At 43.7% G+C, this 13,713-nt stretch carries 14 protein-coding genes and 1 other annotated feature; of the genes, 10 read left to right on the top strand and 4 right to left on the bottom strand.

The window, feature by feature from the left end; genetic code table 11:
• Positions 1-48 precede the first annotated feature (48 nt).
• Entirely contained in the window at positions 49-903 is an 855-nt protein-coding gene (locus G573_RS0105500; RefSeq protein ID WP_027975775.1) for a MerR family transcriptional regulator, read from the bottom strand.
• A gap of 82 nt (positions 904-985) precedes the next feature.
• Between G573_RS0105500 and G573_RS0105495 the strand changes: the two genes are divergently transcribed.
• On the top strand, positions 986-2,026 hold the full coding sequence (locus G573_RS0105495) for an NAD(P)H-dependent amine dehydrogenase family protein (RefSeq protein ID WP_027975774.1): 1,041 nt from the start codon (positions 986-988) through the stop codon (positions 2,024-2,026).
• 75 nt (positions 2,027-2,101) lie between these two features.
• Here the strand turns inward: G573_RS0105495 and G573_RS0105490 are convergent, their stop codons facing one another.
• Both G573_RS0105490 and G573_RS0105485 read right to left on the bottom strand, forming a co-directional pair.
• Entirely contained in the window at positions 2,102-2,383 is a 282-nt protein-coding gene (locus G573_RS0105490) for a putative quinol monooxygenase (protein ID WP_027975773.1), read from the bottom strand.
• A gap of 149 nt (positions 2,384-2,532) precedes the next feature.
• Positions 2,533-3,270, bottom strand: coding sequence for a DUF975 family protein (locus tag G573_RS0105485; protein WP_027975772.1), 738 nt, complete (start codon positions 3,268-3,270; stop codon positions 2,533-2,535).
• Positions 3,271-3,462: 192 nt separating this feature from the next.
• Positions 3,463-3,698 (top strand) — a binding site (T-box leader).
• Between the two features lie 354 nt (positions 3,699-4,052).
• Here G573_RS0105485 and trpE point away from each other — a divergent pair.
• The 8 genes from trpE (at position 4,053) to G573_RS0105445 (ending at position 12,317) form a co-directional block, all read left to right on the top strand.
• Positions 4,053-5,411: an anthranilate synthase component I gene (gene trpE / locus G573_RS0105480; protein ID WP_027975771.1), complete on the top strand. Its 1,359-nt coding sequence runs from the start codon at positions 4,053-4,055 to the stop codon at positions 5,409-5,411.
• Positions 5,408-5,977 carry an aminodeoxychorismate/anthranilate synthase component II gene (locus G573_RS0105475; protein WP_027975770.1) on the top strand — a complete coding sequence of 190 codons (570 nt, stop codon included), beginning with the start codon at positions 5,408-5,410 and terminating at the stop codon, positions 5,975-5,977. The genes trpE and G573_RS0105475 overlap by 4 nt, the downstream gene beginning before the upstream one ends.
• A gap of 12 nt (positions 5,978-5,989) precedes the next feature.
• The gene (trpD, locus tag G573_RS0105470; protein ID WP_027975769.1) at positions 5,990-6,997 is read left to right on the top strand and encodes an anthranilate phosphoribosyltransferase; all 1,008 of its coding nucleotides are present in this window, start codon (positions 5,990-5,992) and stop codon (positions 6,995-6,997) included.
• Complete coding sequence (trpC, locus tag G573_RS0105465) at positions 6,990-7,757, top strand: indole-3-glycerol phosphate synthase TrpC (protein WP_027975768.1); 768 nt, start codon at positions 6,990-6,992, stop codon at positions 7,755-7,757. Before trpD ends, trpC begins: the two co-directional genes overlap by 8 nt.
• The gene (locus G573_RS0105460; RefSeq protein WP_027975767.1) at positions 7,744-8,325 is read left to right on the top strand and encodes a phosphoribosylanthranilate isomerase; all 582 of its coding nucleotides are present in this window, start codon (positions 7,744-7,746) and stop codon (positions 8,323-8,325) included. The genes trpC and G573_RS0105460 overlap by 14 nt, the downstream gene beginning before the upstream one ends.
• Positions 8,322-9,524: a tryptophan synthase subunit beta gene (gene trpB, locus G573_RS0105455; protein ID WP_027975766.1), complete on the top strand. Its 1,203-nt coding sequence runs from the start codon at positions 8,322-8,324 to the stop codon at positions 9,522-9,524. The genes G573_RS0105460 and trpB overlap by 4 nt, the downstream gene beginning before the upstream one ends.
• A gap of 4 nt (positions 9,525-9,528) precedes the next feature.
• Entirely contained in the window at positions 9,529-10,311 is a 783-nt protein-coding gene (gene trpA, locus G573_RS0105450; RefSeq protein WP_027975765.1) for a tryptophan synthase subunit alpha, read from the top strand.
• A 182-nt stretch (positions 10,312-10,493) separates the two neighbouring features.
• Entirely contained in the window at positions 10,494-12,317 is a 1,824-nt protein-coding gene (locus G573_RS0105445) for an FAD-dependent oxidoreductase (RefSeq protein ID WP_027975764.1), read from the top strand.
• Positions 12,318-12,407: 90 nt separating this feature from the next.
• On the opposite strand, the gene G573_RS0105440 is transcribed toward G573_RS0105445, so the two are convergent.
• Complete coding sequence (locus G573_RS0105440; protein ID WP_027975763.1) at positions 12,408-13,067, bottom strand: prepilin peptidase; 660 nt, start codon at positions 13,065-13,067, stop codon at positions 12,408-12,410.
• 100 nt (positions 13,068-13,167) lie between these two features.
• Between G573_RS0105440 and dpr the strand changes: the two genes are divergently transcribed.
• On the top strand, positions 13,168-13,701 hold the full coding sequence (gene dpr / locus G573_RS0105435; protein WP_027975762.1) for a DNA starvation/stationary phase protection protein: 534 nt from the start codon (positions 13,168-13,170) through the stop codon (positions 13,699-13,701).
• The last annotated feature ends 12 nt before the right edge of the window (positions 13,702-13,713 follow it).

The following is a 13,713-nucleotide window of genomic DNA, read 5'->3' as shown; positions in this document are numbered from 1 at the left end:
GTCTCCGTGCGCTTTTTTGGTTTTTATATAAGTGACAAAAAACTAAGATCAGAGGCTGCTTGTCCTTTCTGCCCGCCTGATGGCGACTTGCATTCTGATAAACATGTCTCTCTTATTTTGATTGAGACGTGGATGTTCGTGGATAACCTCGCAGATATAATCGCCTGTAATATCATATCCTCTGTTGCTAATCATTTGGTAAAAGAGATCCAGTTTTTCAATTTCTTCTTGAAAAGAAGTACAGTAGGTCAAGGCATAAAGACTAGAAGGATAGGTCTTTACTGAAAAGTTAGCGGCTTCATCATTTGAGAACATGAACATTTGATGGGAAAGCCAGTTTCTGTGTTTGAAGTTTTCCTGAGTGATGATTGAGCCAACACGGGAAAAGATTGAATAGGACAGTTTACTTTTTTTCAAAGCTAATTTAAATTCCCGCAGATGAAATTCATAATCTTCATCAGTCATCTGATAAATATTCTGCTGTGTTTGGTAGACAATCATTCGTCTGGCCGGCAGGGTGAGAATTTCTAGATCGTGGCAATGCCGTTTATAATCGTAAATCTGTGCACCGGTTTGGTAGGTATCCATCTCTTTTAGACGTTCTTCCAAGCGGTGCTTTTCGGAGAGAAGATGCTGCCGGTGCTCATCAATAAAATGATTGATTTCCGTCAGATTTTCCTGAGTGGACAGGATAGCTCTTATTTCTTCTAAGGAAAAATCAAGCTGGCGCAGATACTGAATCTCATCTACCATCTGTGACTGATTGATGTGATAGTAGCGGTAGCCGGTCTCGCTGTCAGTATAATAAGGGCTTAGAAGTCCGATTTTATCGTAATAGCGCAGGGTCTGAATTGAGATATTATTGATACGGGAGAAATCTCCAATTTTTAAAATGAGATTCATGACTTTTCTCCTTGACTCTATAGTTACTATAGATATTATAATATAGTTGTGAAAAAAATAACAATAAAAGGAGGACGGACACATGCGAAATACAAAAATTCGGGCAATCCAATACGGCTGTGGTAAGATGTCCAAGGTTATTCTCAAAAATCTCTTGGATCACGGTGTTGAAATTGTTGGAGCCATTGACACAAATCCGGCAGCAGTAGGACAGGACATTGGTGATTTTGCTAATTTGGGTTGCAAGACAGGTGTCGTTATTTCTGATAATGCCAATCAGGTTTTCCAAGATTGTGATGCTGATATTGCCATTGTCACCATCTTTTCTTACATGCCGGAAATGTACGCATTTTATGAAAAAGCTATTAAAAATGGCGTCAATGTCATCTCTACCTGTGAAGAAGCCATCTATCCCTGGACGACTTCTCCGTCTGAAACCAACCGTTTGGATAAGCTAGCCAAAGAATACGGTGTGACCATTATGGGATCAGGCATGCAGGATATTTATTGGATTAATATGCCTTGTTTAGCCATGGCGGGAATGAACCAAATTAAAAAGGTAAAAGGAGCTGTCAGCTATAATGTCGAAGATTATGGTCTAGCTCTTGCTGAAGCTCATGGTGCCGGTTATGATGTAGAGCGTTTTGAGCGAGAAATTGCTTCCGCAGAAAGTTTACCTTCTTATATGTGGAATGCTGCAGAAGCTATCTGTTCTAAGATGAATTGGACCATTCAGTCTATTGGGCAAAAGAGTGTTCCTTATGTTTTGAAGGAAGACGTTTATTCTGAAACCTTGGGGCGCACCATTCCGGCTGGACAGGTGACAGGCATGTCAGCTGTAACTAAAATAAGGACCCACCAAGGCATTGAATTGGAAGTCGAATGCATTGGCAAGGTCTATGGTCCAGATGATGGCGATATGTGTGACTGGGAAATAAGCGGAGACCCTAATCTTACGTTTTCAGTTGCTAAGCCTGACACTGTTGTTTTAACCTGCGCAACCATCGTCAACCGTATCCCAAGCGTCCTTGATGCTCCTGCCGGCTATGTCACATCGGAAAAAGCGCGTTTACTTGCATATCCGACTTATCCGCTTCACACTTATGTGGAAGATCAATCGTAAAGATTCATTTAAAAAAGAGAAGGACAAAATCGTTTTTCTAAACTGACGATTGAGATCTTCTCTTTTTTGATATTCTTACTGGTCTGCCACCTTAATAATAGGGTCGGCTGTACTGTAATCTTTTAAATGATCCATTAAATGAAGAAAGTGCGGATTGGTATTGTGCTGGTCAATGGCAGCTTGGTCTTCCCATTCTTCAACCATGACAAATTGGTTGGGCAGGTCCACAGCCTCATAAAGCTGGTAGCCGTGGTTTCCGGCTTCTGCACGCGACGATTCGATCAAAGGAGCGATGTCTGCTAAAAAGTCTTCTCTTTTGTCAGCTTTGATAAAAAATACAGCATTGATGATTTTCATTGGTGAACTCCTTTCTTAAGGGACTATTGTTGTCGCTTACATTATACCATTTTTAAAGACTGCAGGCTTTTTAAAAGGGTTGCCTTTGCAAACAAAAACAAGGAAGCCGCCGGACTTCCTTGTGGTGAATATATACTGTTTTTGAAAGGCTAAGCCGATACAGCAGCAGTTTGACTTGTATTATTGGCGAGCGGTGCTGAAGCGGAATTTTCTTTTAAATTTTGGTAATAAGCAGCAGTTGTTGTCTCTATATAAGGAATTAACCACAGATAACCAATACCAAGTGTTAAATTGGCCAAGATGGCCCAGCCAAGAAAACTTAACTGAAGGACAAAGTATTCCCATTTATGACCGTTCATCAACTGCCGACTTTCAGTGATAGCCTGAGTGAGAGTCAATGATTCGCCTTTTTCCAGTTTATCTTTAATAATGTAATTGGTCATCACATAGCTTAAGCTTTTAATGATTCCCGGAATGATAAAGAGAAATGACCATAAATAGATAAAAGCCACCATGACCAGATCGGTCCAGAAAAATTTTCCAAAGCGTCCTTCTCTTAAAAGATAAGTACTGGCTTGGGTATAGGTTGGTTTTTTTCCTCTGAAAAAGTCTAAAAATCCCAAAGTAATGCCAACCGTAACGATCAGTGTACAAACAAAGAGGGCAAGGCCGATAAGTATCAACAAGGGGGTTGCTGTTAAGATGGCAGCTTCTTCACTGATAGCTACCGCTAGTGACCCAGCAAGCACGACAACTATCAGTGCACAAACCCAGACAATGGCTGAGACAGTGAGACTTGGCAGGGCGTACAGGCCGATAGCATAGGCCCAATTACCTTGGAGGCGCTGTTTAGCCTCCGTTTTTAATTCAGCTCTGGTTTTAGACATAGTGGAAAATCTCCTTAACAATTTAAATGAAAGTAGCTTTACTATAGCATATTTTGAAGGGAAATACAATTTCATCTATCAAAGCATTAGGATTTTAAAAAAGCTTAAATATAAAAATTCTGATTTTTTTGGAAATTTGGCAAAAAAGCTTATAATAGGGCTTGCATTTGCTTTTTAGAAAGTGTATAATCGTAAACAAATCAGAAAAGTACCAGAATTTTATGTTTTCAGGGAGCTTGTGGCGGTTGTGAACAAGCAGCAGAGTTTTGGGAAGTGGGCTGATTGTTTAGAATTGGAAATAAGCAATAGTTTTCAGGTGAGCACTCCTTATCGTGCAACTCCTTGTTAGAGGAGACAGAGATGGCAGAAAGGTTGTAGATTTTCTGTCAACTGAGGTGGCACCGCGTTATTGGTATAATGCCCTCACACAGATGTTTTTTCTGTGTGAGGTTTTTTTATTACAATTCTAATGGGTGGAGATAAAACATAGTCTTCAGGTTGGCACTCCTTATCGTGCAGCTCCTTGTTGGAGGAGGTTGAGATGACGGGGAAAGACTATCTGTCCCGTTAATTGAGGTGGCACCGTGTTAGCTAGATTTAACGCCCTCGCACAGATTTTTCTGTGTGAGGTTTTTTGATGTTCTGAAAATAATTGCTGCAAGCACAGCCATACGGCAATACGATTAATCAGGCAGTTCAGCATCAGACAGCACTTCAGCACGGCAAGTTGAAGCAGCAGTCCATCGTTTTGATTTTTAAAGAGGATTAGAAAGAGGTTCTTTATGCAAAAAGTTATTCCTGCGGATATTCTGACCCCTATTTTGGCTTATATGAGGGTTAGGGGAGAACATAAGACGATTCTTGAGTCCATACCCAGAGAAAAAGAGAATGCCCGTTTTTCAATCGTAGCTTACAATCCTGTGTTTGAAGTTAAGTTTGAAAATGGCAGCCTGACAGAAAACGGCCGAGCTGTTGAAGGTGATCCTTTAGATTACCTTAGCCGGCTGACAGTCAAGTCACAGGAATCTCAGGATTTGCCTTTTAATGGCGGAGCTATTGGCTTTGTCGGCTATGATATGATCAGTCTTTATGAGAATATCGGTCAGATTCCCAAGGACAGTATAGGCACGCCGGATATGCACTTTTTTGTTTATGAATCTTATTTGATTTTCGATCATAAAAAAGAAAAAGTTGTTATTGTTGAAGATAATATTTACAGCAGCAGAAGCGAGGAAGCTCAGCAGTCAGCACTTGAGAAGGTTTTAGCTGATTTACAAACACAGTCTGACAATGAGTTTTCAGAACGTGATTTGCACCCGCTGACCTTTAAAAATCATTTGGAAGAAAGTGCATTTAAGGATATGGTGATTAAGGCCAAGCAGCTTATCCGCCAGGGGGATATGTTCCAGTGTGTGCTCAGCCAGCGTTTTTCAGCCGATCTTAAGGGCAAGCCCTTTGATTTTTATCGCAATCTGCGCGTGACCAACCCTTCCAACTACCTCTATTTCTATGATTTTGGTGATTATCAGATTATCGGTGCCAGCCCTGAGAGTTTAGTGTCTGTCAAAAACAAGGTGGTCACGACCAATCCTATCGCAGGCACACGTCCTCGGGGAGCAGATGAAGAGGAAGACAAAGAGCTGGCAGAGGATTTGCAGTCAGATGTCAAAGAGACTGCCGAACACCGGATGCTGGTGGATCTTGGCCGCAATGATATTGGAAAAATCGCTGAAATTGGAACGGTTGCAGTTACCAAGTATATGGATGTTGAATTGTTCCGCTATGTCATGCATTTAACCAGTGTGGTTAAGGGTCGGCTGCTGCCGGAATTAAGCGCCATGGACGCTCTCAAATCAACACTTCCGGCAGGGACCGTTTCCGGCGCTCCAAAAATCCGTGCTATGAACCGTATTTATGAGCTGGAAAAGGAAAAACGCGGTATTTACGCCGGTGCGATCGGCTATCTGTCAGCAACCGGCGATATGGATTTTGCCATTGCCATTCGGACAATGATTGTTAAAAATCATAAGGCCTATGTTCAGGCCGGTGCCGGAATTGTATATGACAGCATTCCTGAAAATGAATACTACGAGACCATTAACAAAGCTAAAGCCATGACTAGAATAGGAGAAGTTCTATGATTTTACTGGTTGATAATTACGACTCTTTCACCTATAACTTAGCCCAGTACTTAGGACAGTTTGCCTATGTTAAAGTCCTGAGAAATGATGCGGCAGAGCTTTATCAAATGGCTGATGAAGCGCATGCCCTAGTCCTGTCTCCGGGCCCCGGCTGGCCGGCCGCTGCCGGTAAAATGGAAAATGTGATTAAAGATTTTGCGGGAAAGAAACCGATTTTAGGCATTTGTTTAGGGCATCAGGCTATTGCTGAAAGTTTTGGCGGCCGATTGGGCTTGGCTCATCAGGTTATGCACGGCAAGCAAAGTCAGATGGTTCTTACAGCTCCTTGTCCGATTTTTGATGGATTGCCAAGTCGGCTTGACATTATGCGCTACCATTCGATCGTGGTAGAAGAGCTGCCCGGTGATTTTGAGATTGTTGCCAGAACTGCTGACGATGCTGAAATTATGGCTATTCAGCACAAAACACTGCCCATCTACGGTTTGCAGTATCATCCGGAATCTATCGGAACACCCCAAGGTCTGAAGATGATTGAGAATTTTGTCAAGATAGCAGAAACCATTTAGAAGGGATATACAATGAAAGAAATCTTTGAAAAACTGGCTGTTCAGACTGACTTATCAGAAAGTCAGATGACAGCCGTTGCCGAAAAAATTTTAAACGGCCAGCTGACAGAAGCACAGATTGCAGCATTTTTGATGGCTTTAAAAATCAAGGGTGAAACACCCGAGGAAATTTTGGGCTTGGTCAAGGCGATCAAGGAAAATGCTGTTTTTATTCCCAGCCAGACAAGGCATGTCATGGATAACTGCGGCACGGGCGGTGACAGATCTTTTAGTTTTAATATTTCAACGACCTGCAGCTTTATTCTTGCGGGGGGCGGTATCCGTCTTGCTAAACACGGCAACCGCTCTATTTCTTCAAAATCAGGCTCTGCTGATGTGCTGGAGGCCTTAGGAATCAGTGTTGATCTGCCGCCTGAAAAGCTGGCTCAGGTTTTGGATGAGACAGGCATCGCTTTTCTCTTCGCACAGAAGATGCATCCGGCTATGCGCTATATCTCTCCTGCCAGACAGGCCTTGGGGATTCCGACCATTATGAATCTTATCGGTCCTTTGACCCATCCTATGAATCTGGAGACGCAGCTCATGGGGCTCTATCAGGCTGATTTGCAGCAGGATCTTGCACAGGTTTTAAAACTTCTCGGCCGCAGACGCGCTGTTATTATCACGGGGCCTGACAATATGGATGAAGCTGCGCTGTACGGAGTGAACCACTATACCTTGTTGGATAAGGGAGAAATTTCGCAGGGGAGCTTTAGTTTTAAGGAATTGGGCTTGCCTGAGGTCCGTCTGAATGACATTAGGGGCGGTAATGCTCAGGAAAATGCTCGAATCCTTATCAGTGTTTTAAAAAATGAACCCAGTCCCTACCTCGAAACAGCTATCCTTAATGCCGGTCTTGGTTTCTTTGCCAATGGCAAAGCAGATTCTCTGGCAGAAGGAATAAATCTGGCGCGGGAAGTGATCGCATCAGGCCGAGCCTATGCTAAGCTGCAGGCATTACAGGAGGCGCAAGTTGACTAAAGAATTTCTACCAACCATTTTAAAACAAAAAAAGGAGGAAGTGGCAAAACTGACGATGCCTGAGCTAAAGCCTCTTCGTAAAACTTCTCGGCTGTTTGATTTTTTAAAGGAACACGCTCATCAGCTGCAGATTATTGCTGAAGTCAAAAAGGCCAGCCCCAGCATGGGGGATATCAATCTTGATGTGGATATTATCAAGCAGGCAGCAGCCTATGAAGCGGCTGGGGCCGCAATGATTTCTGTCCTGACAGATCAGGTCTTTTTCAAAGGTAATATTGACTATTTAAGAGATATTTCGCAAAAGGTATCTATTCCTACGCTGGCCAAGGATTTTATCATTGATGAAAAACAAATCGTCCGCAGCCGCAATGCCGGTGCGACAGTGATTTTGCTGATTGTTGCGGCTTTGCCGGAGAAGCGCCTCAAGGAACTCTATGATTTTGCGGCCGGTTTAGGTTTGGAAGTGTTGGTTGAAACGCATAACCTGCCCGAATTAGAAATTGCCCACAAAATCGGTGCTCAGATTATCGGAGTGAATAACCGTAATTTGGTCACCTTTGAGGTTGATATCAACACAAGTCTGGAATTGTCAGCTCATTTTCGGGATGACCGAGTCTATGTTTCAGAGTCTGGTATCTTCAGCCGGCAAGACAGTGAGCTGCTTGCGCCCTATTTCAATGCCATTCTTGTCGGGACGGCCTTGATGCAGACAGACAGTATTGCGGATAAGATGGAGGAGCTGGCTAGTGACAAAAGTTAAAATTTGCGGCTTATCCAGTCGGGACGCTGTGCTTGCAGCAGTCAGCAGCGGTGCGGATTACATCGGCTTTGTCTTTGCTCCCAGCAAGCGTCAGATCAGCTTTGAGACAGCTAACAAATTAGCGGGAGATATTCCGGAGACAGTCAAAAAAGTCGGTGTTTTTGTCAGTCCGAGTTTAAAGGAGCTGGAAGAAGCCATCAAAACAGTTCCGCTGGACTTAGTACAGGTGCATGGCGACTTTGACGAGGAATTGATAAGCAGTGTTTCAGTGCCTATGATTCGAGCGGTTCAAGTAACCAAAGAGGGCTCTGTTTTATCAAGCAAGGCCAAGTATCTGCTCTTTGATGCTCCCGTGGCAGGGAGCGGTGAGACTTTTGATTGGCAGCTGCTCAGGGATAAGCACATTAAACAGCCCTTCTTTATTGCAGGCGGTTTAAATGCCGGCAATGTCAAGGAGTGCATCCATCGTTTTTCTCCCTATGCTGTTGATGTATCGTCCGGCGTTGAAACAGCTGGTCAAAAAGACAGCCGAAAGATTATAAAATTTATAGAAAGTGTGAAAAAATGACTTATAATCAGCCAAATGAAAAAGGATTTTATGGAAATTTTGGAGGCCAGTTCATTCCTGAAACCCTGATGACAGCGGTTATTGAATTGGACGAAGCCTACCGTGAAGCCAAAGCTGATCCTGATTTTCAAAAAGAACTATCGGCCCTTCTTAAAGATTACGTGGGCCGGGAAACTCCCTTGTATCTTGCCCAACGTTTAACAGACCATATCGGAGGCGCCAAAATTTATCTGAAACGAGAAGATCTCAATCATACCGGCGCCCATAAAATTAACAATGCTCTCGGTCAGGTGCTGCTGGCTAAACGCATGGGCAAGAAGAAAATTATTGCCGAAACAGGTGCAGGTCAGCACGGTGTTGCCACTGCAACGGCAGCTGCGCTCTTTGATATGGAATGCACTATCTACATGGGAGAAGAAGATGTCAAACGTCAGGCACTCAATGTTTTTCGAATGGAATTACTTGGAGCCAAGGTTCATTCCGTGACGGACGGCTCACGCGTCCTTAAAGATGCGGTCAATGCTGCGCTTCGTTCTTGGGTGGCAAACATTGATGATACTCATTATGTCATGGGTTCAGCTCTCGGACCGGCTCCTTTCCCGGAAATCGTTCGCGATTTCCAGTCGGTTATTGGCAAGGAGGCTAAACGTCAGTATGCTGATATTTCTGGCGGGCAGCTGCCGGATGCTGTTTTGGCCTGTATCGGCGGAGGCTCTAATGCGATCGGGCTCTTTTATCCTTTTGTCAATGATGAAACTGTAGCTATGTATGGAGCGGAAGCCTCCGGACTTGGACTTGATACAGACAAGCATGCAGCCACCTTTGCCAAGGGGCGTCCCGGAGTTCTTCACGGTGCTCTTATGAATGTTCTGCAGGACGAACACGGTCAGATTATGGAAGCTTTCTCCATTTCAGCCGGACTTGACTATCCAGGTGTAGGTCCTGAACATTCCTACTTCAACGAGATTGGTCGGGCAACCTATGATTCTATTACCGATGATGAAGCGTTGGAGGCTTTTAAGCTCCTGTCTCGTTTGGAAGGGATCATACCGGCGCTTGAATCCAGCCATGCTATTGCATTGGCGCAAAAAGTTGCCAAAGATCTGGGTCCGGATAAATCCATCATTATCTGTCTTTCCGGACGCGGAGATAAAGATGTTATGCAGGTCAAAGAACGTTTTGAGCAGGAAGGAAAGTGAACTCATGACAAAGACATTAACAGCACATTTACAAGCAATCAAAGAAAAAGGCAGGGGACTTTTTATCCCTTATATCATGGCGGGCGACCACCCCAAAGGTCTTGGCGGCCTTTTTGAGACAATTGCTTTTCTGGAAGAGCAAGGAGTATCAGCTATTGAAATCGGTATCCCTTGGTCCGACCCTGTAGCTGACGGACCTGTCATTGAGCTGGCCGGTCAGCGCAGCTTAACCAAGGGAGTGTCACTATCGGCCATTATCAGCCAGCTTCAAGAAAAGAAGACTGAGGTTCCGCTTGTCGTTATGACTTACTTCAACCCTGTTTTTCAATACGGTGTTGAACGCTTTGTGGAAGATCTAAAAAAGACCTCGGTTAAAGGCTTGATTGTCCCTGATTTACCGCATGAACAGGAAGATGTTATCAAACCTTATCTTAAAAACACAGACATTGCTTTAGTACCCCTCGTTAGCCTGACAACAGGTTTGGATCGTCAAAAAGAGTTGATTGAAGATGCTCAAGGCTTTATCTATGCTGTAGCCATCAACGGTGTGACTGGTAAAACAGGCAGCTACCGTGATGATTTGGATCAGCATTTAAAACGGCTGAGCAGTCTTTCTCCTATCCCTGTCTTAACAGGTTTTGGTGTCTCCAGTTTTGCTGATATTGAGCGTTTTAACAAGGTTTCAGACGGCGTTATCGTAGGTTCCAAAATTGTTAAGGCTCTTCATGACGGGCAAAAGCAGGAAATAGCAGATTTTATCAGTTTCGGCAGTCATTATCAAAAATAAGAATAAAAAGCGGAAAGAGTATTATTGATGCGGTCAAAATGATGCTTCATTTCCGCTTTTTTGTGTCCTTTGATTTTTAATAAAATAAGAAATTTGTCATCTTTTTCTCAGCTAAAAAAGGTTAGAAGGCGTATAATAAAGATGAAAGCGTTTAATCTTTATTTAGAAAGGAAGTCAAAAACATGGTAGAAAAAACAGTTAAGGGCGCAGCTCTGGGATTTCATGGGCCATTAAAGGTAACTGTTGGTCTGGAAGATGGCAAAATTAAGTCTTTAGACAGTGAACACAGCAGCAAGGCTTTGGTTGGAGATCTGGGAATTGCTCAAATGAAGAAGGCCATGCTTGCACAAGGAAGCGCCGATGTTGATGCTGTATCCGGTGCAACTTTTTCAAGCCTTGCTTTTAAAAATGCTGTCCAAAAAGCCTTGGCTGCTGATGCCGGAAAAATCAGTCAGGAAGAAGCTCTAACACCCGAATCAGACAATCCTTATGCCGTTCAGCCGGACGTTGATGCTGTGACCAGTCCGTCTCTGGCCGTTATTCAGGAAGTGAAAAACACCTCATCGGCTCAGCCTGTCACTCCTTTGGATCAGGTTTCAGAATACGATGCCAGCTATGATTTGGTGATTGTCGGTTCAGGCGGTGCTGGTCTGTCGGGAGCGGTTGAAGCAGCGCGAGGCGGTTTATCTGTCTTGATTTGTGAGAAGGCCGGTATTGCCGGCGGCACAACGAATTATTCCGGCGGTGTCGTTCAGGCAGCAGGGACGCCTTATCAAAAGGCTCTCACATCTTATCAAGAAGACACTCCGGAAAAGCATGCAGAATTGTGGATTAAAGCGGGTGAAAATGTCATAGATGCTGATTTGGTAAGGGATTTGGCTCAAGGTGCACCCAAAAATATCGAATGGCTCAGTCAAATGGGAATTAAGTGGACTTCTGTCTACGGACACAGCCACATTCCTTATGTCAAGGATGACATTTTTGCGGACCGTATCCATGTCTATGAAAATGGTGGTCAGGGCGGAGACGGTGTCGTTTTAACTCAGGCACTCTTTAAAGAAGCTCTCAAAGCCGGTGCCGAGATAGAATATAATACGACAGTAGTCTCTTTGATTCAGGATCAAAAGACCAAGACAATCCATGGTGTTGTTGCTCTTGTTGACGGAAAGAAAAAGCTGATCGCTGCAAAGAAGGGAGTTCTTTTGGCAACAGCCAGTGTTGATCATAACCCTGCTTTGGCTAAGGCTTACAATCCTCAGCAGTTCAACGATTTGGCTTTTAATACGGTTTTAACAGCGAAAACGAATACCGGCGATGGTATTTTAATGGGACTTTCTGCCGGTGCAGCAGTAACTGGTATGGGCGGCTGCATTGATTTTTGCGGTAAGACAGGCAATGCTACCAACAACCAAATTCCAACAATTCCTTTGATTTTTGTCAATGGAGCGGGCAGACGTTTTGTCTGTGAGGATGCGACTTATGCCTATCAATACCGGGCTATTTTCCAGCAGGAAAAGCAGTTTATGGCTCCTACTTATATGATTTTTGATGGCAATTCAATCAAGGAAGCAGGCAGCGCCTGGACAGCAGAAAGTTTGGCAGAGGACATTGCTGCCGGACATGTGATCAAGGCTGATTCAGCAGAAGAATTGGCAGACCTGATTCACGTTCCTAAGGACAGTCTTGCTGAAACGATCGAAGAATGGAATAAAGCAATGAAAACAGGTGTCGATCAGGCATTTGGACGTCGTACGGGTCTGAAATCCCTGCAGGCTCCATTTTATGCCTATAAGAATTCTGCCAGCAATCTTGGCTCTATCGGCGGTCTCAAAATTAATGTTGACTGTCAGGTTTTAGACCTGTTTGATAAAGCTATCCCGCATCTGTATGCAGCTGGTTTGAATGCCGGCGGCTGGATTGCAGGCTACTATCCAGGCTCAGGCACTGCGATTTCCGGCATTGTGCATCAAGGCCGAAAAGCAGCGCAGCACCTGCTGCAAAGTTAATTAACAGAAAAAAAGCAGCGAAACAAGCGTCACAGAAAAGCACAGGCGCCTGTGCCTCGCTGCTTTTTACGGTTTTAAAACAGCATAAACCTAGACGACGTGAGGCATCAAAATAAGAGAGCTGTAAGCCAGAAAAAGAAAAGGAACAAAAGGCAGGCTTTCTTGGTGTTTTTTAAAAAGAAAGCAGTAAGCGATTCCTGTTATACTGGCAAGCTGAATCAGCCAGACGACTTCCTGAAAGCTAAGTGATAAGGACAGGGTTGCCAGATAAAGGAAATCACCGCTGCCAATATTGATATTTTTTAGGGCAGCAAAAATACCGAAAAGAAAGAGGATGATGCTGATCAGATTTAAAGGATAGAAAAGCAGCAGCAAAACAGTAAAACCTAACCATAAGGTAAAAGGGTAGGTCTGCTCTTTTAGGTCATAAAGTGACAGAAGAATTCCCATCAAAAGCAAACATACTTGTGAAAAGGTTACTAGATGAAGTCCAAAACTTAGGACGATAAGACCGTAGAGCAATTCTGTCAGGGCATATCTCAAAGGAATCACACAGCCGCAAAAGCGGCAGCGGCTCTTGTTGAACACTTGTGAAAAGATAGGAATCAAATCCCGCACAGCCAAGTATCTCTGACAGTTGTTGCAGTGGCTGCGGGGAGAGACAATTGATTTTTCTGGGAAACGGTCAAAAACCAGCCCCAAAAAAGAACCTAGTGAAGCGCCCAAGCTAAAAAATAAAAAGAGTTTCATATCTAAATTATTCGTCAAAAAGAAACAAAATAGTTGTTTTTTAATTAGAATCGTTCTAAAATAGAGGTGTCAATGAAATAAGCTACAAGGAGGACTTACTATGACTAAAACAGACACACGCGTGGAAAACATCTATGCGTCTATTACACATCAAGTAGAACAGAAAGACCCATCAGGCAAGGAAAAAACAAAGGCTGTACTCAATCAGGCGGTAGCTGATTTGTCAAAAGCAGCTTCTATTGTTCATCAAGTGCACTGGTACATGCGCGGAGCTGGTTTTCTTTACCTTCACCCTAAAATGGACGAATTGATGGATGGCTTAAACGGACATCTGGATGAAATCAGCGAACGCTTGATTACCATTGGCGGCAGTCCGTTTTCAACTTTAAAGGAATTTGATGAAAATTCTAAGCTGGAAGAAACAGTAGGAAGCTGGGATAAATCAATGGCTGATCATTTGAGCCGGCTCGTAGAAGTTTACAGCTATCTGTCCAATCTTTACCAAGTGGGTCTTGATGTGACCGATGAAGAAGGAGACGCTGTTTCTAACGATATTTTTACTGCTGCTCAAACTGAAGCACAAAAAACAATCTGGATGCTGCAGGCTGAACTGGGACAAGCACCGGGACTTTAAGTCGATAATCTG

Source organism: Streptococcus devriesei DSM 19639, from assembly GCF_000423725.1.
In the GTDB taxonomy this organism is placed as follows: Bacteria; Bacillota; Bacilli; order Lactobacillales; family Streptococcaceae; genus Streptococcus; species Streptococcus devriesei.
This window is presented reverse-complemented; position numbering and strand designations above follow the sequence as displayed.

Excerpts from the sequence above, each read along its gene's own strand:
- G573_RS0105485 (WP_027975772.1), bottom strand. The coding sequence starts at position 3,270 with ATGTCTAAAACCAGAGCTGAATTAAAAACGGAGGCTAAACAGCGCCTC.
- trpA (WP_027975765.1), top strand. The coding sequence starts at position 9,529 with ATGACAAAGACATTAACAGCACATTTACAAGCAATCAAAGAAAAAGGC.
- G573_RS0105445 (WP_027975764.1), top strand. The coding sequence starts at position 10,494 with ATGGTAGAAAAAACAGTTAAGGGCGCAGCTCTGGGATTTCATGGGCCA.
- trpB (WP_027975766.1), top strand. The coding sequence starts at position 8,322 with ATGACTTATAATCAGCCAAATGAAAAAGGATTTTATGGAAATTTTGGA.
- G573_RS0105475 (WP_027975770.1), top strand. The coding sequence starts at position 5,408 with ATGATTTTACTGGTTGATAATTACGACTCTTTCACCTATAACTTAGCC.
- dpr (WP_027975762.1), top strand. The coding sequence starts at position 13,168 with ATGACTAAAACAGACACACGCGTGGAAAACATCTATGCGTCTATTACA.
- G573_RS0105490 (WP_027975773.1), bottom strand. The coding sequence starts at position 2,383 with ATGAAAATCATCAATGCTGTATTTTTTATCAAAGCTGACAAAAGAGAA.
- trpD (WP_027975769.1), top strand. The coding sequence starts at position 5,990 with ATGAAAGAAATCTTTGAAAAACTGGCTGTTCAGACTGACTTATCAGAA.
- G573_RS0105440 (WP_027975763.1), bottom strand. The coding sequence starts at position 13,067 with ATGAAACTCTTTTTATTTTTTAGCTTGGGCGCTTCACTAGGTTCTTTT.
- G573_RS0105495 (WP_027975774.1), top strand. The coding sequence starts at position 986 with ATGCGAAATACAAAAATTCGGGCAATCCAATACGGCTGTGGTAAGATG.
- G573_RS0105500 (WP_027975775.1), bottom strand. The coding sequence starts at position 903 with ATGAATCTCATTTTAAAAATTGGAGATTTCTCCCGTATCAATAATATC.
- trpE (WP_027975771.1), top strand. The coding sequence starts at position 4,053 with ATGCAAAAAGTTATTCCTGCGGATATTCTGACCCCTATTTTGGCTTAT.